General features: G+C 39.9%; 23 protein-coding genes. 15 read left to right on the forward strand and 8 right to left on the reverse strand.

Annotated features, from left to right (window positions below):
- Positions 1-244 precede the first annotated feature (244 nt).
- The 6 genes from G3O08_RS18355 to G3O08_RS18380 form a co-directional block, all read right to left on the reverse strand.
- Positions 245-658: an endonuclease domain-containing protein gene (locus tag G3O08_RS18355; protein ID WP_204336940.1), complete on the reverse strand. Its 414-nt coding sequence runs from the start codon at positions 656-658 to the stop codon at positions 245-247.
- Between the two features lie 188 nt (positions 659-846).
- Entirely contained in the window at positions 847-4,017 is a 3,171-nt protein-coding gene (locus G3O08_RS18360; protein ID WP_163286913.1) for a T9SS type B sorting domain-containing protein, read from the reverse strand.
- A 154-nt stretch (positions 4,018-4,171) separates the two neighbouring features.
- Positions 4,172-6,193: a urocanate hydratase gene (locus G3O08_RS18365; RefSeq protein ID WP_163286914.1), complete on the reverse strand. Its 2,022-nt coding sequence runs from the start codon at positions 6,191-6,193 to the stop codon at positions 4,172-4,174.
- 5 nt (positions 6,194-6,198) lie between these two features.
- Complete coding sequence (locus G3O08_RS18370; protein ID WP_163286915.1) at positions 6,199-6,387, reverse strand: DUF5522 domain-containing protein; 189 nt, start codon at positions 6,385-6,387, stop codon at positions 6,199-6,201.
- Positions 6,388-6,479: 92 nt separating this feature from the next.
- On the reverse strand, positions 6,480-6,686 hold the full coding sequence (locus tag G3O08_RS18375; RefSeq protein ID WP_163286916.1) for a helix-turn-helix domain-containing protein: 207 nt from the start codon (positions 6,684-6,686) through the stop codon (positions 6,480-6,482).
- A 2-nt stretch (positions 6,687-6,688) separates the two neighbouring features.
- Positions 6,689-7,234 carry a DUF2975 domain-containing protein gene (locus G3O08_RS18380; RefSeq protein WP_163286917.1) on the reverse strand — a complete coding sequence of 182 codons (546 nt, stop codon included), beginning with the start codon at positions 7,232-7,234 and terminating at the stop codon, positions 6,689-6,691.
- Between the two features lie 274 nt (positions 7,235-7,508).
- On the opposite strand from G3O08_RS18380, the gene G3O08_RS18385 reads away from it, so the two are divergent.
- From G3O08_RS18385 to G3O08_RS18405, 5 genes are read left to right on the forward strand one after another with little or no spacing between them, the layout of a single operon-like run.
- A complete protein-coding gene (locus tag G3O08_RS18385; RefSeq protein ID WP_163286918.1) occupies positions 7,509-8,321 on the forward strand; it encodes a class I SAM-dependent methyltransferase in 813 nt (270 codons plus the stop codon).
- Complete coding sequence (locus G3O08_RS18390; protein WP_204336938.1) at positions 8,252-9,454, forward strand: glycosyltransferase family 4 protein; 1,203 nt, start codon at positions 8,252-8,254, stop codon at positions 9,452-9,454. The genes G3O08_RS18385 and G3O08_RS18390 overlap by 70 nt, the downstream gene beginning before the upstream one ends.
- A 54-nt stretch (positions 9,455-9,508) precedes the next feature.
- On the forward strand, positions 9,509-10,951 hold the full coding sequence (locus tag G3O08_RS18395) for an oligosaccharide flippase family protein (RefSeq protein WP_163286919.1): 1,443 nt from the start codon (positions 9,509-9,511) through the stop codon (positions 10,949-10,951).
- A gap of 57 nt (positions 10,952-11,008) precedes the next feature.
- On the forward strand, positions 11,009-11,950 hold the full coding sequence (locus G3O08_RS18400) for a Wzz/FepE/Etk N-terminal domain-containing protein (protein ID WP_163286920.1): 942 nt from the start codon (positions 11,009-11,011) through the stop codon (positions 11,948-11,950).
- A gap of 3 nt (positions 11,951-11,953) precedes the next feature.
- Entirely contained in the window at positions 11,954-13,438 is a 1,485-nt protein-coding gene (locus tag G3O08_RS18405; RefSeq protein WP_163286921.1) for an O-antigen ligase family protein, read from the forward strand.
- Here G3O08_RS18405 and G3O08_RS18410 read toward each other — a convergent pair.
- Positions 13,396-14,628, reverse strand: a complete 1,233-nt coding sequence (locus G3O08_RS18410; protein ID WP_163286922.1) for a SpoIIE family protein phosphatase — start codon at positions 14,626-14,628, stop codon at positions 13,396-13,398. The genes G3O08_RS18405 and G3O08_RS18410 overlap by 43 nt on opposite strands.
- Complete coding sequence (locus G3O08_RS18415) at positions 14,618-15,568, reverse strand: UDP-3-O-(3-hydroxymyristoyl)glucosamine N-acyltransferase (RefSeq protein ID WP_163286923.1); 951 nt, start codon at positions 15,566-15,568, stop codon at positions 14,618-14,620. Before G3O08_RS18415 ends, G3O08_RS18410 begins: the two co-directional genes overlap by 11 nt.
- 160 nt (positions 15,569-15,728) lie before the next feature.
- Between G3O08_RS18415 and G3O08_RS18420 the strand changes: the two genes are divergently transcribed.
- The 10 genes from G3O08_RS18420 to G3O08_RS18465 all read left to right on the forward strand — a co-directional run bounded on the left by G3O08_RS18420 (position 15,729) and on the right by G3O08_RS18465 (position 24,408).
- Positions 15,729-17,582 carry a M1 family metallopeptidase gene (locus G3O08_RS18420; RefSeq protein ID WP_204336939.1) on the forward strand — a complete coding sequence of 618 codons (1,854 nt, stop codon included), beginning with the start codon at positions 15,729-15,731 and terminating at the stop codon, positions 17,580-17,582.
- 7 nt (positions 17,583-17,589) lie between these two features.
- On the forward strand, positions 17,590-19,470 hold the full coding sequence (locus G3O08_RS18425; RefSeq protein ID WP_163286925.1) for a M1 family metallopeptidase: 1,881 nt from the start codon (positions 17,590-17,592) through the stop codon (positions 19,468-19,470).
- A gap of 382 nt (positions 19,471-19,852) precedes the next feature.
- Positions 19,853-20,302: a hypothetical protein gene (locus G3O08_RS18430; RefSeq protein WP_163286926.1), complete on the forward strand. Its 450-nt coding sequence runs from the start codon at positions 19,853-19,855 to the stop codon at positions 20,300-20,302.
- A 698-nt stretch (positions 20,303-21,000) separates the two neighbouring features.
- A complete protein-coding gene (locus G3O08_RS18435; protein WP_163286927.1) occupies positions 21,001-21,240 on the forward strand; it encodes a hypothetical protein in 240 nt (79 codons plus the stop codon).
- A gap of 176 nt (positions 21,241-21,416) precedes the next feature.
- Positions 21,417-21,827 (forward strand): WapI family immunity protein, encoded by a 411-nt coding sequence (locus G3O08_RS18440; protein ID WP_163286928.1) that lies wholly within the window; start codon positions 21,417-21,419, stop codon positions 21,825-21,827.
- A complete protein-coding gene (locus tag G3O08_RS18445) occupies positions 21,820-22,056 on the forward strand; it encodes a hypothetical protein (protein WP_163286929.1) in 237 nt (78 codons plus the stop codon). Before G3O08_RS18440 ends, G3O08_RS18445 begins: the two co-directional genes overlap by 8 nt.
- 182 nt (positions 22,057-22,238) lie before the next feature.
- Complete coding sequence (locus G3O08_RS18450; RefSeq protein WP_163286930.1) at positions 22,239-22,694, forward strand: hypothetical protein; 456 nt, start codon at positions 22,239-22,241, stop codon at positions 22,692-22,694.
- Positions 22,695-22,859: 165 nt separating this feature from the next.
- The gene (locus G3O08_RS18455) at positions 22,860-23,435 is read left to right on the forward strand and encodes a zeta toxin family protein (RefSeq protein ID WP_163286931.1); all 576 of its coding nucleotides are present in this window, start codon (positions 22,860-22,862) and stop codon (positions 23,433-23,435) included.
- The gene (locus tag G3O08_RS18460) at positions 23,425-23,607 is read left to right on the forward strand and encodes a hypothetical protein (RefSeq protein ID WP_163286932.1); all 183 of its coding nucleotides are present in this window, start codon (positions 23,425-23,427) and stop codon (positions 23,605-23,607) included. The genes G3O08_RS18455 and G3O08_RS18460 overlap by 11 nt, the downstream gene beginning before the upstream one ends.
- Positions 23,608-23,967: 360 nt before the next feature.
- Entirely contained in the window at positions 23,968-24,408 is a 441-nt protein-coding gene (locus G3O08_RS18465) for a PIN domain-containing protein (protein WP_163286933.1), read from the forward strand.
- Positions 24,409-24,546: the final 138 nt, after the last annotated feature.

Here is a 24,546-nt window from a genome sequence, read left to right on the forward strand (position 1 = left end):
ATAGTCTACCAAAGCATATAGAAAGGATTCTTTACTATTGTAGCTATGAACATAGGAAAGACAGGACAAATCATATAGAACGCCTAATAACAGGGAGTTCTTAAGTACACGCTAATTCCTTTAGGGGCTGGGGGAGTGCAGGCATTGATTCACAGATAATTAAATTGATTTATAAGTCAAAGGATTCAAAGGCAGAAAAAAGATGTGTATAGAGATTCGCTCCAAGGAGGGGGATTTACTTTACTCATTCTTCAGGCTGAAAAGCAGAATGAGCTCTTAACCAGCGCATAGTATCTCCCAAATTGTCAAGCACATCGCGCGCTGTGATATGAATAACCTCTAAGCCCAGTGAGATAAAATACGCATCTCGCTTTGCATCGTATTCCTGCTTATTGTCATGGCTACTTCCGTCAATCTCGACTATCACCTGGCAATTGCTACAATAAAAATCGACGATGTAATTGCCAATGATCTTTTGTCTGTCAAAATCGTAACCCATGAACTTTCCCTTGTGTACCTGCTGCCAAAACAACACTTCGGCCAAATTACCGGCTTTTCTCAATTCCTTGGCATATTGTTTTAGCCTCGGATTGAAAGGAAGGGAAAAGTAGTTCTTTGATTTTCTCCTGGTTATTTTGGTTGGTTCTGATTCAATCAGCTAAATCGAAATTCGGTATTTTGCCAGTTCTTTAGTAAAATAGTGCGTGAATCATTAACATTATTCAAATTTAGAAATCGGCTCCGTTAATTTATTGACTTTGTGAACAGTAAATAGACGAATTTTTGCAAAAAAAAATAGGGAGCGCCGTATCGGTGCTCCCTATTTGAATAAATATTAATTTCTTCTTATCTCGCAATAGTAACCGAACCTGTTACAGCTTTAGCATTTGGCATTTTAAGCACGTAAAAGTAGGTTCCATCGGTATTGTCTTTTCCATCCCAAAATTGGCCTGGCACATAGCTATTACTTTCAAAAACCACGGCTCCCCAACGATTAAAAATTTGGATGCCCGCGCCTGAAATTCCATCCAGTCCCTGAATTTCGAATACATCGTTTACACCGTCGCCATTGGGTGAAAACCCATCTGGAATTTTAAATGCATTGCGCACTGTAACCACCTGAACTGTTTTGTCTTCACAACCCAATTCATCTTGAATGGTAAGCGTAACCGGGAAAGTTCCCGACTGATCGTAACCGTAATTTGTATTTTGATTCATGTCAATATTTCCATTTCCAAATTCCCACAGCCAGGTATTAATTGGATAAAGACCGGGTTGAGAATTATCACCGAAATAGAAAATTGTACTCGGATTTCCAACTAATGACGGAGCAACTGTAAAATCGGCGACGGGTCCTTGTGAGATGATTTCTACTGCATCGCTTCCGGTACATCCGTTTACATCGATAACTGTAAGTTCAAAATTACCCGACTGAACAGTAATATTTTGGCTTGACTCGCCACTGCTCCACGCATAAACATCGAAACCGGCGGGGCCGACGATTTCTACCTGATCGTCTGTACAAATTGTGGTATCAGACATCAAGGTAAAAACAGGATTGGCATTTACCACAAGTGTAAAGTTTACCGATTCTGAAAAACAACCTGACCGTTCTACGATTAGAGAATAGGCTCCACTAGCAGTAAGCGTTGCATTTTCAACAATGTATTGTCCTGTGGAACTTCCAAAAATACTACCATCTGGTTTATTCCACTGAAAAGAGACATTAGATTGATCAGGAGTGGATAGCTGAATGGTATCACCTTCGCAATAAATTAAATCACCTAGAACCTGCGGGTTCACCGGGGTGAGTCGGAATTCCACTTCAACCGTATCTGTTGCGGTGCAACTAAATTCATCGGTATAGATCAAGGAATACGTTCCCGTTTCCTGCGGACTTAAAGTAGCTTCGGTTGATCCGTCTGACCACTCAAATGAACCTTCTGAAAGCCCAGAATCAATCGTAACGGGTACATCAGAACAAACCGAAATATCTTCACCGAGATCAAGCAACGGCATTGGCCGCACAAAAATTTCGAGAGAATCGGTAAAAGTTTCACAGCCTTCTTCTACATAATAACCGTAATACATTCCGCTCTGCGCCGGCACTGCATTTTCGATTACTAGGTTTTGTCCTGATACCACATCGCCGGAAGGCAAAATATACCGATAGTTTGCATTTTCAAAATCATTCATAAATAGCTCTATCGTCTCACCTTCACAATACGTTGTTTCGCCTGTGAGTTCCGGTGTTTCGGGTCTGGGGCTCACAGCTATTTCAATAGAATCGCGCAGGGCACAGCCTTGAAAATCAGATACATCTACATAGTATATTCCAGGCTCAGTTACCTCAAAAAAGTTTTCGGTGGAGCCATCTTGCCAAGTGAAATTATAGAAGCCTTCCAGAGAAAGTGTTAGGCTGGTGTTTTCACAAATTGTATCATTTGGTCCCAAATCAATTGGCAGCTCGTAGTATTCTACATTTATACTGTCGATTGCAAAACAGTCTGTACCGCTAAACACTTCTACATAGTAAGTGCCCGGTTCATAAACGGTTGTAGTTTGGGTAGTATCTCCGGTACTCCAGTTATAAGCCGTTTTTCCGGGACCTGCATCGAGTACAACAGAATCATTTAAACAAACTTCAAAGTTTTTTCCGATGTTGAGGTAACTGAATGCAGAGAAATAGCCAAAGTTGGCTGATGCAGCTGTCGATCTATTTGTAATACCTAAATGAAAAAGTTCGTCGCTAAAATTGGTTACGATATTTGCCTGACCTGATGGGATTTGTCCAGTAGAATATTGAATTTGTGCAAATACATATTCTCCATTGCTTCCGGGAACTTCAGAGAAGGCGCTTGCCGGAATAAGACTTGCGTTTCCATTTAATTGAAATTGATTTTCAGATCCTGATCTGATGGTTAAATTAAGAAAAAATGGACCATTTGTACTTCTTACGAAACCTACCTGATTGCTTCCTGTACACCCTAGAGGTGGTATTACTGCACCGGCTATTTGATCTGAAGCACCTGTAATTTGAAGTACCACTATCGGTGCTGACCCTTCAATAAAAGAAGCAGCTCCTGCCGGTGAAAACATATATTGCTCTCCAGCATTCAATGTGGTTACAGAACTTCCGTCAATAAAAATCTCTGTGTTGTCTTCTGTTGCGCAAATTACCCCACGATCTGAGTCATTATTTAAACTTCCGTCGATAAGAATGTGCTGTGTGCCAAGGTATTGATAAGCTACTAGCTGGTCGCCAATAACGTCAGCTCCGCCATCATTTGATGGGTCAACATCTACCATATCATCCTTAATGGTAACCGTTATTTCCTTGTCGCTTTCAACAAGAGAACCACCGGGATGATTTGCGGGAGCTCCATCTAATGCCTCACAAAAATACGTTTGACCACGGTTTAGCAATACCGTAAATGTCTCACCTCCCGGGTGGTCGAGAATATCAATTGTTGGGGTGATAGATACAGTAGTATTGTTTTTTGATGCCATTACAATAAAACCAGAGCGGGGACCCGGAATATATGGGTTTCCGTTAAGTGATTGATTATTTTGGTATTCCGTTTGAAAAGGAACATAGAATTTCAAACCCAGAGAGTTTTTTCCTTTTAGCGACCACAAATCTGTATTGTTTTGGCTTCGCACCTCATAATAGGCTGTAATGGGTTTTGTAGCGCGAATAAGTAAACCGGTGTTTAGAACTGAGTTGGCAGGTTTGGTTTCTATAAGTGATAAGAAAGTACCCAAGTTAATTTGCTGTACACTATTGGCAGCAAGGCTTACGGTAATGGGTTCAAAATCAAGATTGGCCGGTTGCGAAATGATTACCGTACTTGGTTCATTCAGCGTAGAAACAACAATATATACCGTGCTGTCTCTGCGTGGTTCAGAACCTGTTCCTTTTGTTAAGTCAGGAGCGCCAAACCAAAATTCGGTATCAATTTGTGCTTGAGAAAGAAACGGAGCGATGAGAAGCAATAAAAAGAGAGAATATTTCATAGTCATTTTTAGATAGTCATATAGAGGACGTAAAGTGTACGCTCAAGTTGTCATTAAAGGTTTTCTTCACATTATTTTAAACCCATCATCTTGAGGCAGTGATACCTAAGAGCAAAGGGGCAATACTAAAATTTGTACAATTATAAGCTTTGCTTTACGAAATTTGGTCTAAAATGTTCTTATTTACCATGTTTGGAATAGTTACCATTAAGTTTGGCTCTTTTTCCATAGCCCGTTTTATGGCAAATATAGCTCCTTCATTCCTTGCCCAGCTGCGCCGCGCTACTCCATTATTAACATCCCAGTGCAGCATGGAAGTTAATCTGCGTTCAGCATCGGCACTGCCGTCAAGCAGCATTCCAAAACCACCGTTTATAACTTCGCCCCAGCCTACGCCGCCGCCGTTGTGAAGGCTTATCCAGGTGGCGCCTCTAAAGCCGTCGCCGACAAAATTTTGCACGGCCATATCGGCAGTAAATTGAGAACCATCGTAAATGTTGCTCGTTTCGCGGTAGGGCGAATCGGTGCCAGATACATCATGGTGATCTCTTCCGAGTACAACAGATCCTATTTCTTTTAAGGCTATGGCTTCGTTAAAAGCTTTCGCTATCAGCATTCTGCCTTCGGCATCTGCGTAGAGTATGCGTGCCTGGGAGCCTACAACAAGTTTATTTTTTTTGGCATTTTTAATCCAAAGAATATTATCGCTCATTTGCTGCTGAATTTCTTCAGGAGCATCGTGTATCAGTTTTTCCAATACACGACAGGCTATTTGGTCTGTTTTGTCGAGATCTTCAGGCTTGCCACTGGCGCAAACCCATCTAAATGGTCCAAATCCATAATCGAAGCACATTGGCCCCATAATATCTTGAACATAAGATGCATATTTGAAATCTATTCCGTTGTCGGCCATAATATCGGCACCGGCTCTGCTGGCTTCAAGTAAAAAAGCATTTCCGTAATCAAAGAAGTATGTGCCTTTTTCGGTATTTCGATTTATAGCATTTGCCTGTCGGCGAAGGGATTCCTGAACTGCCGTTTTAAATTTTTCGGGATCATTTGCCATCAGTTCGTTGGCTTCTTCAAAACTAAGACCGGCAGGGTAGTACCCACCTGCCCATGGATTGTGAAGCGAAGTTTGGTCAGAGCCGAGATCAATGTAAACTCCGGCTCGGTAAAACTCTTCCCATACATCAACGATATTTCCCAAATAGGCGAGAGACACGACTTCTTTATTGACTTTTGCCGTTTTTACGCGTTCAATAAGCTTGTAAATATCATCTGTAATTTCGTCAACCCATCCCTGCTCGTGACGTTTGTGGGCGGCTTTTGGATTTACCTCGGCGCATACGGTTATGCATCCTGCAATATTTCCGGCTTTTGGCTGTGCGCCGCTCATGCCGCCCAATCCACTGGTTACGAACAACTTGCCTTCAAGGCCTTCGCCCGATTTAGATATTTTTCGACCGGCATTAAGAACGGTAATGGTGGTTCCGTGTACAATTCCCTGCGGACCTATGTACATGTATGAGCCGGCAGTCATTTGGCCGTATTGGGTTACACCCAGTGCATTGTATTTTTCCCAATCGTCTTGCGATGAGTGGTTCGGGATCATCATTCCATTAGTAACTACTACGCGTGGTGCATTTTTATGAGAAGGAAAAAGACCCATGGGATGTCCGCTGTACATCACCAAAGTTTGATCGTGAGTCATTTTGCTCAAATATTGCATTGTGAGCAGGTATTGCGCCCAGTTTTGAAATACTGCTCCATTGCCGCCATAAGTGATTAACTCATGTGGATGCTGCGCTACAGCCGGATCTAAATTGTTTTGAATCATCAGCATAATCGATGCAGCCTGCTCACATTCAGCAGGGTATTCGCCGATAGGGCGCGCATACATTGCGTACTTGGGTCTAAACCGATGCATGTAAATACGGCCGAAGGCCTTTAGTTCTTCAGAGAATTCTTTCGCCAATTCAGCGTGAAATTCTTCTGGAAAGTAACGAAGCGCATTTTCTATAGCCAGTTTTTTCTCGTCAGCAGATAGGATGTCTTTGCGCTTGGGTGCATGACTCACATTCGTATCAAGAGATTGAGCCTTGGGCAAAGTCTTGGGTAGGCCTGAAGTAATTTCCTTATTAAAATCTAATGTCTCGCGCTGAATTGTTTCCATACTTTCTATTTTTTGTCAAATCTGCCTTTGGCTTTATTAAATCCATAAGGGCAATGTTTGCAGCCGTTTTGGCAGCAATAGCCTCGCTTTAATAAGTACTTGGCAGTAAATATTATATAGCCTTCATCCGAATAGTAAAAATCTTCGGGGTCGAGTTCCTTTCGCTTGTTAAAATCACCAAAATCTCCGTTCATTGGTTGCGAATTTCGGTTTTTTTTGTGGGTTTTTGAAATCTGATATACTTATCCGCCATTTGAGGAATTCTTGGTTTTGGTTTGTAGTTCTTTTACTCAATTCTATATTCCAAAATATCACCTGGTTGGCATTTAAGAGCCTCACAAATTGCATCTAATGTAGTAAATCGAATTGCCTTCGCTTTTCCAGTTTTTAAGATAGAGAGATTTGCAGGTGTAATTCCGAGAATTTCAACCAGTTCTTTTGATTGCATTTTTCGTTTTGCAAGCATTACATCCAGATTAACAATTATGGCCATAATTAAATAGTTAATTCGTTTTCTTCCTTAATGTTTACGCCTTCTTTGAAAATGTCTGATAAAAAGAACATCAAATAACCTACAATGATGAATACTAACAGTTCGGTTGACAAGAGGTCAATAATCCTATTTGAAATACTTGCCCAAGCCAGAAAAGCAATGTCGATGATTAATGTGCCGAATGCGAAAGCAAGGAATGATTTTCCAGATCTTTTAAAAGCTAAGCTTATTTCTGATTGAAAAATCTTTTTATCAGCAAATAGTTGAGTTGTTTCATTAAGCTGATATAATCCTAAAATTATAAAGCAGAATACAATAATGTATGCTATTGCAAATATCAAGTATGCCGCTATTGAAATGTCTGTAGTATTATTTACTAAATTTACTTTAGAAAAGAAGGGCTCGTTCGGTAAGTTCCAATTTTTTATTAATTGGAATGTCCATTGTAAATAATCTATTAATTTTCCAATTGCGAAAATTATTCCAACCATGTAAATGGTTAAAAAGGCATTCATGCCCTTGTCCATTTTTTTTGTATTCTTTTTCATTTTTCTTATGTATGTTCTTAATGCAAATCTATAATAAGTTATTGATAAACGATAATAAAACAGTTATAAACAATAATATCGCACTTAATTATTTGATTTTGAGGAAAACATTTAAAATCTACCTATTACGGTTGACTCGACTCAATAGGCAAAGGATAAATCAAATTAACATCTTGGTGTAACTGCATTCGATTCATTAAAAATGCTTTGAAAGTAAAGTCACATACGATCAATAGAATTATTGTACTTTCGCAGCCTGAAAAACCCCCGGGAGATGACCGTGAAAGAATTTTTTTCACTTTTTGAAGAAGAGTTAAAAGGCAATAAAGAGCTAACCGATTACCACCGCGTTGTTAATTCGCCAAAGCTTTATCATTTTCGCAAAGCTTATTTAGAGCAGCGAATGAACTTTGTGATGTCTCAAATCACAAAACCCGGTGCGCGCATTTGGGATGTCGGTTGCGGATTTGGAACAACCAGTATTTTGCTTGCGCTCAATGGCCACAAAGTGGTAGGAACTACTCTTGAGTATTACTACGAGCAAATGCAGGAGAGACTGAAGTATTGGGGTCAATTTGGAGATCTTTCAAACTTGAGTTTTGAGTATAAAAACATGTTTGACGAAAGTCCTGAAAGCCAGAGTTATGACTATATTGTAGCGCAAGATACGCTGCACCACTTAGAACCTTTTGATCAGGCTGTTCGCATTTTTCACGATGTGCTTAAACCGGAAGGAAAGATTGTGGTAAGTGAAGAAAATGGAAACAATATTGTCTGCAATATCAAGCATTTTCGCGAGCGCGGTTTTCGAAGAGTAAAGACCATTTACGACGAGCGCTTGAAGAAAGATATTCTTATCGGCGACGAAAATACGCGTGGGCTCAAAAAGTGGCGGCAGGAATTTGAGATTATGCCGTTTAAATTTGACGAAGAGAGTATTGAATATATCCGTTACTTCTTTCCTGGAAAATATACCGGCTCAAATACCGATGAGATTATTGCCGAAGAGCAAAAACTTTGGAAAAAAAGCCCGATGAAGCGCGAAATGATGTTTTTTGGGATGAACTTTACCATAGAGAAAAAATAATGCGCATAGCAGTCAATACCCGACTTTTGCTCAAGGGCAAACTTGAAGGCATTGGTTGGTTTACCTACGAAACCTTAAAGCGTATTACCAAAGCGCATCCCGAGCATGAATTTATTTTTATTTTTGATCGAAAGCCCGATCCTTCTTTTATTTTTTCTGACAATGTAAAAGCCGTGGTTGCCCATCCGCAGGCGCGACACCCTATTTTATGGTACTTGTTTTTTGAATTTGGCGTTTACCGCGTTTTACGGAAGTATAAACCCGATGTTTTTCTGTCGCCCGATGGATGGCTTAGTTTGCGGTCGAAGGTTAAATCTGTTGCCGTAATACACGATTTGAATTTTGAGGCGCACCCTGAATTTTTGCCCGCACATATTGCGAAGTACTATCAACGGTTTTTTCCGCGATTTTCGCGCAAAGCCACCCGAATTGCCACGGTATCTGAATATACCCGCAAAGATTTGCACGAGCGTTACGCCATTCCTCTGTCAAAAACCGACGTGGTGTACAATGGTGCCAATACGCTTTTTAAACCTTTATCTGATGCTGAGATTCGGAATGTGCGAAACGAATTTTCTGATGGCGCACCGTATTTTCTCTTTGTCGGATTAATTCATCCGCGCAAAAATCTGGAAAATCAAATTCGTGCTTTTGATGCCTTTAAGAAGGCTAGTAAAAGTGATATGAAATTTTTAATCGTTGGTGCCAAACACTGGTGGAGTACCGGACTGACAGATATTTTAGACACCACGAAGTTTAGAGAGGATATTATTTTCCTGGGCCGTAAAGATATGGAGTCGCTGGTACGAATATACGGTGGTGCGCACGCGCTCATGTATGTAAGTTATTTCGAAGGTTTTGGAATCCCGATTGTGGAGGCATTTCACGCTGAAATTCCAATTATAACTTCCGCAACTAGCTCAATGCCAGAGATTTGTGGAGATGCCGGGATAACAGTAAATCCAGATAGCATTGTAGAAATTACTGCTGCTATGGAAAAGATAACTGCTGATAACGAGTTGCGAAATCATCTAATTGAAAAGGGCAGAAATCAACGCGAAAAATTTAGTTGGGATAAAACGGCCGATGCCCTGTGGGAAACTATAGAAAAAGCGGTAATCGCTGATCGGTAGATTGGTAGATGTAAAATATATTGTTTAATGTTGGCTTCCGAATTTTAACAATCCATGCAAAAAAAGTTTCTGTCGTCATTAGGCCTTATTTTGCTGCTCAACCTGCTTGTAAAGCCATTTTTCATTCTCGGTATCGATGCCGAAGTGCAAAATAGAGTTGGGCAGGAGGCTTACGGAACTTATTTTGCACTCCTCAACCTGAGCTTTATTTTTAATATTTTCATTGATTTTGGAATCAATAATTTCAACAACCGCAATATTTCTCAAAACACCCAATTAATTAGAAAGCACTTTTCTAAATTATTCAGCGTTAAAGGTTTGCTTGCTTTCTTTTACGCTTTGTTTACTTTGGCGCTCGGCATCATACTCGGTTACAAAGAAGGCGATTTTTGGATTTTAGGCGTGCTTGTTTTCAATCAGGTGCTGGTTTCGTTTATTTTATTTGCGCGGTCAAATCTTGCCGGGCTTCAGATGTTTAAGAGCGATAGTGTAGTATCTATACTCGATAGGGGGTTGTTGATTATTTTTTGCGGCTTGCTTCTGTTCACCAATTTTAGCGAGGGCGTTTTTCAAATTGAGTGGTTTGTCTATCTCCAAACATTGGCTTATGCCAGTACGCTGATCATTTCGCTCATTATGCTGGCTGGCCATACGGGCAGGTTGCGGTGGAATCTCGATAAGGCATTCAGCATTCAAATATTCAAAAAAAGTGTACCCTACGCGTTGTTTATCCTTACCGGAAGTATGTACACCCGTGTAGATGGAATTATGATTGAAAACATTTTGCCAAATGGCAGTTTGCACGCAGGCTATTACGCGCAAGGTTATCGTTTTTATGAAGCGGCGGGAATGTTTGCATTCCTTTTTGCGGTACTTCTCTTGCCTATCTTTTCGCGTATGCTAAAACTGGGTGAAGATGTAAAACCTATGGTCAATACCTCCATTCGATTGCTATTGGGGATTGGTCTTTTTACTGCTATCGTGTTTTATTTTAATGGTGAATGGGTGCTTCGCTGGCGGTATATTAATGTAACCCAGGAATCTGTTGATTCATTTATTCTACTGATGTTCGCTTTTTGCGGAATTTGCTTGTTTTATGTGTTTGGTACCTTAATGACTGCCAATGAAAACCTCAAGGCACTAAATATTATTGCTTTTTCGGGTTTGGTGCTGAATCTTATCTTCAATTTTATTCTTATTCCAAAGTATCAGGCTGCCGGAGCTGCTTTTACGACCATGGCTACCCAAATATTTGCCGGAGCAATGCAGCTTATTTTTGTGGTGAAAGCTTTTAAAATCAAAGCAAACTGGCCGCTCATATTCAGCTTTACTATTTTTGTGGTAAGCTTTATATTAGTGAATTATCTTATTGAAGACCAATTTGATAATGGTTTCTATATTTTTGTTTTGTCGTCGTTTTCGGGTTTAATATTGCTAATGCTTTCCGGTACGATTCAAGTACGGTCTATCATCAATTTTATGAAGGCCGAAAAATAGGTCGCCTGACTTACTAATATTCTTACTTTTGTCGCGTTTTAAGCAAAAGCCTATTTAATGGAACGACAAAATTTCGATTTTTCTACAATCGTCACAATCATAAGAAAAAACATAAAAGTTTTTATTGTTGTAATTATTGCCTCGGCAGCCCTGGCGGTAATTTTTTCGAGTAGTGCTTTTCTTAAACCACGGTTTAAATCTGCTGCGGTTGTGTATCCCGTTAATATTAGACCTTATAGTGATGAGTCTGAAACCGAACAACTATTACAGATGTTTCAGGCTGGCTCGGTGCGCGATTCGATTATAGAAAAGTTTGATTTATATAAAAAATACAACATTGAAAAAGGTACTCCGTCGTCAAAATACTACATGAATCTGGAGTATAATGACAGAGTGGTCAGCAGCAAGACATCTTATGAATCCGTTGTACTCGAAGTTTTTGACGAAAGCCCTGACACGGCAAAACTTATGGCCGATGAAATATTGATTCAGCTAAATGATAAAATTCGTACTTTTTATAACAAGCGTGGTTTAGGTCGTTCAAATGCTTTTAAGCGACAGATGGATTATCAGGTTGCTATTATAGATTCCCTTCAGGAAAAAATTCAAAAGTTGGGACAGGAAAAGGGATTGCTCGATTATGAAAGTCAAACCAGAGAGCTTGTAAAGGGTTATATTGATGCTTATGCCACGGGGCCAAATTCTGATCGTACCAAAGAAATGCGAAGTTGGCTGGATGATTTGCAGAGCTCTGGAAGCAGTTTTCAGGCTATGCAAGAACTTAGTGCCCGTGCCACAGAGCAATATGGCATTCTTACAAACAAGTTTCTGGATTGGCGTGCGATTGGTTACGAAAATGTGAGTTATCTCGATGTGGTTGTATCTCCAGATGTGCCTGACAAAAAAGCTTGGCCGGTGCGCTGGTTAATTCTCTTGCTTGTCGTGGCCGTGGCGTCGCTGGTTACGCTTGTCATTCTGGCTGCTGCCAAAAAGTATTGATCTATGCGCAATGAGCCGCGTATTGGTTTAAGGAGTCCTTGGTTGGCCGGCTTATTAGCCGTCTTGCTCGTTTTTCTGGGTATGATGCTTTACTATATGCGTCTCTACCCACTTATGCTTCTCCCTTTTTTGCTGGTAGGTGCATTTTTCGTTATCTATTATCCAAAGCCTCTTTTAATATTTCTAGTATTTGCCACTCCGCTGTCATTCAGCTTTGAGAATCTGGGAGGCTTTGGCGGAATTGGATTCTACTTTCCCACCGAGCCGCTCCTTTTTGGTATTATGCTGCTCTACATCATCAAGCTGATATCAGGAATGCGTGAGTCGAAAAAGTTTCTGCGGCACCCGCTAACTATTGCCATTCTTATTAATGTATCATGGATTGCCCTTACCGCCGCAGCATCTACCATGCCGGTAGTATCGTTTAAGTTTCTGCTGTCGCGGATGTGGTTTATCCTGGTGATTTATTTTATGATAAATCATTTTTTTAAAGATGAGAAGTTCATTTACAAATTTATAAAGGCATACATTATTGGTTTGACTGTTGCCATAATTTATACGCTATTTGCCCATGCGCGCAATGGATTTTCTGAAACTGCTGCACATTGGGTAATGTGGCCTTTCTTTAAAGATCACACTTCTTACGGAGCTATCATCGCCCTGATTTATCCGCTGGTTATATATGCCTTATACAGATCAAAAAAAATGTCGTTTGAGCGGTTTTTGAGTTTTGGTATTTTCGTTATTTTTACCATTGGTCTAATTCTTTCATATACACGTGCCGCCTGGGTTAGCCTTGTTGGTGCCATGGTAGTTTGGGCGCTCATAAAGTTGCGTATAGACTTTAAAGTTGTGCTGCTTGGAGGGTTGATGATTACAGGTTTTTACTTTGGTTTCGAAGAGCAGATTCTGCATAAGCTGGAAAGTAATAGACAGGATAGCAGTGGCAATATTGGCGAACATGTGCAGTCTATAACCAATATTTCGAGCGATGCGTCAAACCTTGAGCGGCTCAATAGATGGAATAGCGCGATAAAAATGTTTCAGGAAAAACCAATTTTGGGATTTGGCCCCGGCACCTATATGTTTACCTATGGCCGCTATCAAAAAAGTTCAGATAAAACCATTATTTCTACCAATTATGGTGATGGTGGAAATGCGCACAGCGAATATTTGGGACCTCTTTCAGAACAAGGTCTGCCGGGAGCATTGAGTATTCTCGCGGTTTTTATCATTAGCCTTGTTACAGGTATCAGGCTATACTATCAATTAGATCACAACCCGTATCTAAAAGGCGTGGTACTTTGTATGGTTCTTGGATTGGTAACTTATTACCTTCATGGAATTCTCAACAATTACCTTGATACAGATAAGGCGTCGGTTCCCATTTGGGGAATGTTGAGCATGATAGTGGCAATTCAAATTTACCACCTGAAAGATACCGATTACTTAAACCGGCAGCAGAGCAATGCCGTATCGTCAAAATAGGGATTGTTGCCTCTATGCGAATCCAGGGAGCTGATTATGTGGGTAATCAAATCATCAATATGATTTAGGTTATGTTGATTGTCTTTCATTAGCTGACCTATGCGCTCGTAGCCAAACTCTTCTTCATGCGCATCTTCTATTTCAACTACACCGTCGGTATAGCAAACGATCATTGCGTCTTTGCCTATTTTAATTTCGCTTTTGTTGATAAAGGGAAGTTCTTCGAGCATTCCAATCCCAACAGAGCCGCTTTCCAGATGGTGAATTTTATTGTTCGACAGTAATACGGGAGGATTGTGGCCCGCATTTAAATAGTGCAGCGTGCGCGACGGCCGGTGAAAATAGGCCATAAAGAGCGTTACAAATCTTTCTCCGTTTACGGTTTCTACCACTTTCTTATTCAGTTCAATAGCAAGAGATTCTAGTGTCCAGTTGGTGTACTGTAGCAAGGCGCGCAGGTGTGCCTGAATATTGGCCATTAAGAACGCCGCGCTAATTCCTTTTCCCGATACATCGGCAACACAAAAAAAGGATTCCTGACTATTTAGCTCGATAAAATCACAAAAATCGCCACCTACCTGATGATGAGGTTTGTAATAGGTGGCCACTTCCGTGGATGGGTAATCTCTTCTACCCGAGCCAACCATGAGAGCTTGCATTTCTGCGGCTAATTTTAGCTCTGTTTTATAGCGTTCCTGCTCCAGACTTTTCTCAATAAGTTGCTTATTTTCAATAGCTACGCAAATAATATTGGTCAGCGTTTGAATGTAGCGCATGTGCTTAATGATGGGGCTCATTTTTAGCTCATCATCATTTATATCGCCTATAAGTACATAAGCAAGAGGCTTATCGTTGTGAAAAACAGGAATGATTAGTCCGAATCCCTTAAAGTGTTCTTCATTATCACTCTGAATTGTTTTTATGTCTTTGAAAACTTGAAATTTCTCAATAATGTCGCTTTCCGAAAAGCCTTTGTCAACCCCATAAAAAACGGCACAATTCCAGTCATCATTCTGCTTTATAAAGAGAGCCAGGCGGCCAATTAGCAGCTCTTTTTCTACAATTTCTCTATAAGCTTTAAGAAGCCCCTCAGTAGAAAGATTATCGTTTATTGCCTTCGTAATTTCAAGAAGCGTTTTAAGCTTAAAATCTCGTTGCTTTAAACGCTCTTGTAGCCTTTTAACTTTCATCTAAACGCTTTTTGATGTCCCGAAGGTCGTCAATTATTCCCGGAATTTTGCGCGTGTTGGCCATTTCTTTCAGTTTATCACGCGATTCTGAAACGGGACTACCAAAATACGTTTTTCCACCTCCCAGCCCTTTCGAAATTCCCGATTGTGCCAATACCACGGCACCCTTGCCAATGGTAATGTCGCTACGTACGCCCACCTGGCCCCAAAGCGTAATATCATCTTCCATTATTACACAACCTGCTATTCCCACCTGCGCAGCTACGAGGCAGTTTTTACCAATTACGGTATCGTGGCCGATATGAACGCAATTGTCGATTTTTGTTCCTTCACCAATAGTGGTGCTGCCTGTTACTCCTTTGTCAACGGTGCATCCCGCGCCAATCTCTACACGATCCTCAATGATTACCTCGCCACAACTGTGCATTTTTGTGTACTGGCCCTCTGCCTTTTTATAGTAAAATGCATGGCTGCCAATCACTGTATTGCTATGAATCTCTACATCGACGCCTATTATTGCATTATCGTAAATTGTAACATTGGGATGAATTACCGTCCGCGCTCCGATTTTAATATTATGACCCAATACAACGCCGGGTGCTATGAGCGCCGAAGGATCTATTTTATTGTCTGTCCCATTATGCCAAACCTGTTTCGGGCTGAAATGCAGCGTTATTTTGTTAAATGTTGTAAAAGGATCGTCAGAAAATATCAGTGCTTTTCCCGCCGGCGGCACCACCTCTTTATTGATAATAATTGTAGTCGCAGCGCTGTTTAATGCTTTTTCGTAATACTTGGGATGATCTACAAATACGATATCACCATTTTCTACAACATGTATTTCATTAATTCCAGTAATGGTATGGTCTTGAGCACCATCGTACTTGCAATCTACCAGAGAGGCTATTTCTGCTAATGTATATGATTTTGGAAACTTCATTTTTAATCTCTTTTCAAGATTCGAAGTACCGTAAAATTTTGCATAAAATCAGGTTTTACTTCTGTTGATTCTTTTAAACCTGCAAAGTTGCATCTGGAAATGGCAAGTATTCGACTTCATTTATAACTTTATCTTTGTCGCCATGTTTCAAAAAATATCTATGAAATTTACTTCTCTTTTCATTCTCTCGTTCCTGTCGTTGAGTGCAATTGCCCAACACGGATATTGGCAACAGCGCGCAGAATATACAATGGACATTGATTTTAATGCAGAAAATAATCAATACTCTGGCAATCAAGAGTTAACTTATTTCAATAACTCACCTGATACTTTGGTCGCCGTATATTTTCATCTCTACCCCAATGCTTTTCAGCCGGGAAGTATGATGGATGTACGGTCGCGCTCTATCGAAGATCCCGATTCACGCGTGGGAAGCCGAATAGCTGCGCTTACGCCTGAAGAGCAGGGTTTTATAAAAGTGAATTCCCTCGAAATGAACGGAAATAGTTTAGACTACGAAGTATCCGGGACAATCCTTGAAGTAATGTTGGATAAGCCTATCCTTCCGGGAAAAAAGGTGAAGTTTGAAATGGATTTTCTCGGCCAGGTACCTGTTCAAATCAGAAGATCTGGACGCGATAACAAAGAAGGTGTAGCATATAGCATGAGCCAGTGGTACCCAAAAATGGCCGAATACGATAGATATGGCTGGCATGCCGATCCCTACATCAGCAGAGAGTTTCATGGCGTATGGGGCGATTTTAATGTAAATATTTCAATCGACTCTGCATATACCCTTGGCGGAACAGGCGTTTTGCAAAATCCCAAAGAGGTAGGCCATGGATATGCGCAGCCCGGCGATAAAATGAAACTCCCTGACGGGGCTAAATTTTTATGGAAATTTAAAGCCGAAAATGTACATGATTTTGTGTGGGCTGCCGATAAAAATTACATTCATGATGTTGCGAAAGCCGATAATGGGCTTACCATACATTTCTTGTACAAAGATGAGCCAGATATATATGAGAACTGGCAGAAGCTTCAGGAATATAGTGTGAAACTTTTCAATTTTGCGAGTGCCACTTTTGGCCAATATCCCTGGTCGCACTACAGTATAATACAAGGTGGAGATGGTGGAATGGAATACCCGATGGCCACACTTATTACCGGTCAGCGAAGTCTTGGAAGCCTTGTAGGTGTTACCGTTCATGAGGTTATGCACTCATGGTATCAGGGTGCTTTGGCCACTAACGAGGGCTACTATCCCTGGATGGACGAAGGCTTTACCGAATTTGCCGGCTCGAAGGTTATGAGCCATTTATTCAACCCGGATGAAGATACCCGCAGAGGCCGATTTTATGATTCTTATCTGAACCTCGTCAATAGTGGAAAGGAAGAACCGATGGCAACACGAGGAGATTATTTTAAAACCAACTATGCTTATGGCGCAGCAGCTTATGGAAAAGGCGGCGTTTTTGTTGGTCAGCTGGGATACATCGTAGGCGATGATGTGCTGATGCGCAGCTTGAAAAGATATTTTAATACCTGGAAGTTTAAACATCCCGACCCATACGATTTTATACGAATTGTAGAAGGTGAAAGCGGAATGCAACTGGATTGGTATATAAGCTATATGCTCAGTACGACTGAAAAAATCGACTATGCCATTAAAAGAGTTGAAGCCCGAAACAATGAAACCATTATTGCCCTTGAGCGTGTAGAGCAAATGCCGATGCCAATAGATTTGAATATTACTTATCGAGATGGTTATGAAGAGGTTATAAATATTCCGATGACAATTATGCGCGGTGAGAAAAATGCCGAAGACGACACGAAATTTACTGTAAAAGATGACTGGCAATGGACCAATAAAACATATTCTTTTTCCATTGCACGCTCCATCGGCGAAATTGAAAAAATTGAAATCGATCCCTCACAAAGAATGGCTGATGTAGATCGGTCTAACAATACTTTGATCTTAAATCCGGATACTCAAACCATTATCTCAAACTAAAATACAGATGAAATACACTATCGCCCTGACCGTTTTAATACTGGCAGCAGGTTGTTCAGATAATAAATCGTCAATTTCAGAAACTGACGCAAACCAAAACACAGAAACGATGGAAAAATATGCCAACGATACACATAGTTTCTCTGAACCAAATAAGGTTGCAGCTACGCATTTAAACCTCGATATCAGCGTAAGCATCACCGATAGAACCATTCAGGGAACTGCTACTTACGATCTGGAAAGAAACAACGGTGATACCTTAAAGCTGGATATGCGCGGATTGGAGATCAAAAAAGTAACCGGTATGCCCGGAAATGCTGCATTGACTTACGAAGTTGAAGAGGGAAATGAACTTGGAGATGGCTTGGTTATTACCCTAAACGATGACACCAAAAAAGTAGCCATTGAATACACTACTTCGCCGAGTGCTGCTGCGCTTATGTGGATGGATCCGGAGCAAACGCTGGGCAAGGAAGCTCCTTTTATGTTTACACAAGGGCAGGCTATTCTTACCCGCTCGTGGATTCCAATTCAAGACAGCCCCGCCATACGTATGACGTACGAGGCCACCGTAAAAGTACCTGAAGGGTTGATGGCAGTAATGAGCGCTGTAAATCCTACAGAGAAAAATGATACCTGGATTTACAATTTCAAAATGGATCAGCCCATCCCACCGTATCTGATAGCACTTGCCGTTGGCGATCTGGAGTTTGAATCGCTTGGAAGCCGCACGGGCGTGTATGCCGAGCCGGCGATGATTAAAAAAGCCGCCTACGAATTTGAAGATGTAGAGAAAATGGTAGATGCCGCAGAAGCTTTGTACGGGCCATATCGCTGGGGTCAATATGATCTTTTGGTATTGCCTCCAAGTTTCCCTTTCGGGGGAATGGAAAACCCACGATTGACTTTCGCTACGCCGACAATCATTGCAGGCGATCAATCACTTACATCGCTTGTGGCGCATGAGCTGGCGCACAGCTGGAGTGGGAATTTGGTAACCAATGCCACCTGGGATGACTTTTGGCTAAACGAAGGCTTTACCGTTTATTTTGAAAGTCGAATTATGGAGGCCGTTTACGGTGCAGATTATGCCGATATGCTCAAAGTGCTGGGCGCACAGGATCTGCAAAATACAATCGATGAGCTTGGTGTCGAAAGTGCAGATACACACCTAAAACTCGATCTCGATGGCCGCGATCCCGATGATGGAATGACGGACATTGCGTACGAAAAGGGTGCTTTGTTTTTGCGCTCGCTTGAGCAGGAAGTTGGCCGCGAGCGATTTGATAAATTTCTTAGAAATTATTTTGATACGAATGCATTCAAAACAATGACTACCGATAAGTTTATCGCTTATCTGGATTCAAATCTTTTGAACGAACTTGACCAACGACCTAATATTGATGCATGGATTTACGGGCCGGGTCTTCCGGCAAATCATCCGGTTACGGATTCAAAGCTTCTTAACAAAGTAGATTCCGTTAGGGTCGATTATCTGGCCGGAAAAATGAAACCGGCAAACTTTCCGGCTAAGGAGTGGACAACCCAAGAGTGGATGCACTTTTTGCGTGGCCTTCCGGCAGATGTTGGGTCGGCTAAAATGACCGAGCTTGACAAAGCGTTTAAGCTGACCGAAACCGGAAACAGTGAGATAGCTGCTGCATGGTTTTTACTGGCAATAAAAAATGACTATCAGCCCGCATTTCCGGCAATGGCAAAATTTTTAGAAAGAGTAGGCCGCCGAAAATTCCTAAAGCCACTCTACGAAGAACTCGCCAAAACCGATGCGCATAAAAAATGGGCTTTGGATGTGTACGCAAAAGCACGCAAAAATTATCATACTGTTTCTACTCAAACCATTGATGAGATATTGGGGTATAAAGCATAAAGATTAAAATCTTAGAAAGTTTAATGATCGAGCCGCGGAGTGTGTACTTCGCGGCTTGTTTTTTTTAAAATCTTTGATTGTATATGATGTTTACCCGCGTTGTGCACCGCCAACTGCAAGTGTAAAAAACAAGGCGTAGGCTTACGTTCTTTTAGCACTGAAATAGCTGTGCTTATTTTGTTTACGAATTGGATGATTGACCATTTATCTGGAAGAAATAGTTAATTTGGCGGGTAAATTATAGGAATAGACATCCTGAAGATATAAGCGATATAAACGCAATACCTGTTTAGAAACCTTCGTTTGTATCTGATATAGCGGGTATAAACGATATAGAAATGTGTGGAGTTGCGTTTATAGGGATGTTGTGCTTCATGAAAAAATGAGAACGAAAAAGTACATATTGACAATTATCCTGACTTTGATGCTTTCGACTCTCTTTGCTCAAACCGATTGCGTAAAATGTGAAATTGAAAAGGTGAAAATAGTCAGCGAGAATATGGACAGCCTAACTTTTCGGATGGTAGCAGACTTCTTCTGTACGTTTGACACTTCTTGCAGTATAGACGCAGAATATTCGGAGTGGAGCAATGAAATCCTTTATAATGTGCTCGACCGAGATCCAGATTTGTTTCTCAAAGTGCTACAACAAGAAAAAGTTGACGATATTCAATTAGTGCTAAATGAGACCGAAAACCCAATTCACGAGTTTGACTATCAGACTATTTATGATAAGGTAAAAAACACAAAGTCAAAGGATGAACTGAAAATTAGAGTTTTGAAAGCAATTGAATCGGCTGCTGCTAAAGAAGGAATAAAGATGAAAAATTAATCAGGCATATGGCTCTCACTTACAATTGGACTTAATGCAAAATGAAATACCGAATTCAAATAATATTAGTTGCGTTTGTAATGATTACCTGTGCTCAATCCTGTAAAACAATAGATGCTACAATTGGAGCAAAAGATTATTGTAGAGTGCATGACCAGAAAATGAAAAAGACCCGGACATTCATAAAGTACGGTCTACGAGATATGAAAAATATTTCGACCGACTTTTTTGAATATCCATATCCTAAGATAAACCACTATGGCGGATGTGTAATACGTAAAGACCGTCCGAGAATTTACAAATACTACTATTGCACACAATGCAACAAAGCGCAGAAAAAAGAAAAAGAGAAACACGAAAGCACAACATTATATTAACGTAATGCGGGCTCCACGTCTAAAAATGAATATCTTGCAATCAAGGAATATTACGGTTTATTGAAAGTAAGTGCTTCGAAATCCCGCACTACGCTAATACATGCCGTTGTAGATAATTAGAAAAAAACGAATTGAATGAATTTTATTTTCGCGAAACTTTTCGAGGAATACAGACGAAAGAATGACTCACCAAGGTACAGTATTACACTTTACATCAGCGTAGTTTATTTTTTCCTGTCGTTTGCGATTCTATTGCCAATCAAAACTTTAATTGACAAGAAAGTATTTAACGATCAAATAGAATATGAAAAGTCCTCAATAATGATAGTTGTATTTGGACTTTTGGCTCTTATCTTACTATTTGTATATCGGATTTATATTAAAAATGAACGCATTTTCAGATTAGTGGAAAGGTATAAAGGAATGAAAATTAATAAAGTCCTACTCTTCTTTATTATTGTTCTGACACCAGTGATACTTCTACTATTGGCAGGAACAATAACTGTTTACTTGAATGGTGGAAAAATTTTAGGCAATGAAATAAATGGATTATTAGAATAATAAAAAACTACCTACAACATTACCTAAGAAAACATAGGGCAAATCGTTCTCATGATTAAATATTGTCATGAATACTTACTTTTCAGTTTATACTTTATTTAGTAATTTTAATGCCCTACGTTTCTTAGCCATGCCGTTATATGCCACTTTAGGACGACACACCTACAGACAACCAAATGAAAGAAATTGACGACATAATTGAACTTAAAACAAATACAAAAACGGAACGACTTTCGTTTGCGACAAGGTGTTTAGTTCAAATCAATTTCACATTCGACTTGACAGTTTTGTCAGAAGGCTTTAGCGGGACTTCACATTTTTGCGTTAGACGTGACCAGTTAGAACAAATGTGTTCTGACTTGACAAATATGCATTTGAAATTATCTGGGAAAACTCGTCTTGACGACAACGATTCTGACGGCTTTGTAGAATTTGAAATGGCACCAAACGGACGACTCAATGCAAGCGGTCAAGTCGGAGGAACACACGAAGACCATTTTGTAAAATTCAAATTTCAAACAGACCAGACCTGTATTGCAGCATTTGTGCAAGACATCAAATCCTTATTAAAACATCAATATGACTGACCCGCTTAAAATAAATCTTACATTTACGAAGGACGAAGCGTTGGTTCTTTTTGAATTTTTAGCAAGGTTCAACCAAACGAAACATTCAAACATTTTTGACGACCAATCGGAACAGAAAATACTTTGGATTATAGAGGGACAATTGGAAAAACAATTAGTAGAACCTTTTAGACCTGACTACAAAGACATTATTAAAGAAGCAAGAAACAAAATACGTGACGAGGAATGACAAGAAAAGCGGCATATAACAGCACCTACAAGAAATTGGCGGTTCAGTGGTTAAATGAAGCTTTGTGCTTCGTATCAAGTTCTGTGGTGGCAGAAAGTTTAGTACTTCGAAATCGCCAACTTCTTGTAGCTGCAAAACGTTAGCAAATATTTAAAATGACGAGTAAGTACGCAGCGACAATAATGGGAACGGTAATAGCGATTATCTGTTTTGCGTCTACATGGACATATATTGTACCGATGTTGACGATTATACCTATAGGACTTCCCCTTGAATTGGTCTTTGGAAAAATTTTTGAGAATTCAAGTTATGCTGCGACTTCGACAGGAGTTCTATTAACCTTAATAGCCCTATTTCTCATTGTCGGGCTATGGTTTGTCAAACAAATTGAAAAAGATAAAAGAGAACAGCAAGACTTTAACAGCATTAGACTTATTTTCTTCTTCGCTGCCCAACTTGTTATTATTCACCCTTTGGTCTTTTATTTTTGGGCGACTATGAATTCACAAAATGCCGGTGACGGACAATTCATGTTCGGAATGGTAGAAACCTTTCCTATTAGCAGTGTACTTTTCGCAATACTTGGACTCACAATTGACAGAATTAAAAATAAGAAAACATTTGCTAACAGCACGTAAGAAAACATGGGGCGAAATCCGTTAGGGAGACATTTCGTATTTTGGTTCAAACTATTCTCAAGCGAGAGAGATTGCGCTTTGAATGCCCCACGTTTCTTAGCTGCAGACCGTTGTAGGAAATATAGATTCAGGCTAAGCTATAAAGTAAATCGTATATTTGTTTAGATGAAAAGACTCTACATTATAGCAGGTTGTAATGGGGCTGGAAAAACTACAGCCTCATATACTATCTTGCCTGAAATTCTTGATTGTAAAGAGTTTGTAAACGCAGACGAAATTGCTAAAGGCCTTTCTCCGTTTCAGCCTGAAAAAGCCGGAATTGAAGCGGGTAGAATGATGCTCAAAAGAATTAATAAATTGCTTGAGTCAGGAGAAAATTTTGCTTTTGAGACAACCCTTGCAACAAGAAGTTATGTAAATCTTATTCAGAGAGCAAAGGCATTAAACTACCAGATAACTTGTCTGTTCTTTTTACTCGACTCTGAAGAATTGGCCATTTCGAGAGTAGCAACCAGAGTAAAAGAAGGAGGTCACAATATTCCAGAAGATGTAATAAGAAGAAGATATAAAAGTGGCCTGAAAAACTTCTTTACTATGTTTCTTCCAAAAATTGACAACTGGTTATTTGTTAATAATTCGGGTGATTCATACGAGATTATTGCAGAAGGTGCTTTAAACGAAGAGTCAATCAACAATTCACACAAATGGGAAGAATTGAAAAAGAAATATTATGGGAACTAAAGAACAATTAAAAGAAGAAAGGGATAACATTATAAAAGGTCTTGAAGAGACTTATCGGAGACTTGTAGAGTTTAAAAAACGAAAGAATAGCCCTATGATAGTGATTAGGGAAGGAAAGATTGTAGCCGTTGATCCATACGAAATACTTCCCACAACATTGTATAAGAGATAATGGGGCTTTACGTTTAAATATGAACATCTTGCAATCAAGTAAAGTTACGGTTTATTGAAAGTAAGTGCTTCGAAGTGCCCCAATACTCTTATAATCACGCCGTTAGCAAGCATTTGAAAAAAAATTTAGGAACGATTGAAAATTTTGAGTACATTTAAATATGCAAATCGAAAGAACAAATAAAGAAATATTAATCCGAGTATCTTCCGAAACGGATTTGGTTGGACTTCAACGGATTTTGGACTATCTGAAATTCCGTGAAATAGCTTCAAAAAGCAAAGCATCCCAAAAACAAATCGACGAACTTTCTTCCGAATCCAAATCTTCTTGGTGGAATAAAAACAAAAGTCGATTTGTAAAGTGAAAATCGTAGTCGACACCAATATAATTTTCAGCGGACTTTTAAGCCCAAATGGAACGATTAGCGACCTTTTGCTGAATTCGTCAAATACGTTTGATTTTTATTCGCCAACTTATCCGCTGGACGAACTTGAAAACCACAAGAAAAAACTTTTGAAAATTGGTGGATTGTCAGAAAAGGAACTGGATTTTCTGCAACGCAATTTATTCAAAAAAATAGACCTGATTGATTTGGAATCTATCAGAGAATCAACTTGGGAGAAAGCAATAGAAATGACCAAAAATATTGACGAATTTGACGCACCTTTTATTGCTCCTGCGCTGGAACTCGATTCACCACTTTGGACTGGCGATAAGAAATTAATAAAGGGATTGAGCAAGAAAGGAATTGACTGGATTTTGACAACAGAAATTATAAATGAAATACGAAACGAGGAATAAAAACGCTTGCTAATAACTAAGTATTCGTCCCGCCGATAGGCCAGGGATGAATAATTTGTTGACGGATCCGGTTTCTCTCTATGGGGAAAGCCTTGCGTTTATCGTTTGTTTGTGTGATTTATTTTGGCAGATCTGCCG

The sequence above is a fragment of the Cryomorpha ignava genome (genome assembly GCF_010686655.1).
GTDB lineage: Bacteria > Bacteroidota > Bacteroidia > Flavobacteriales_D > Cryomorphaceae > Cryomorpha > Cryomorpha ignava.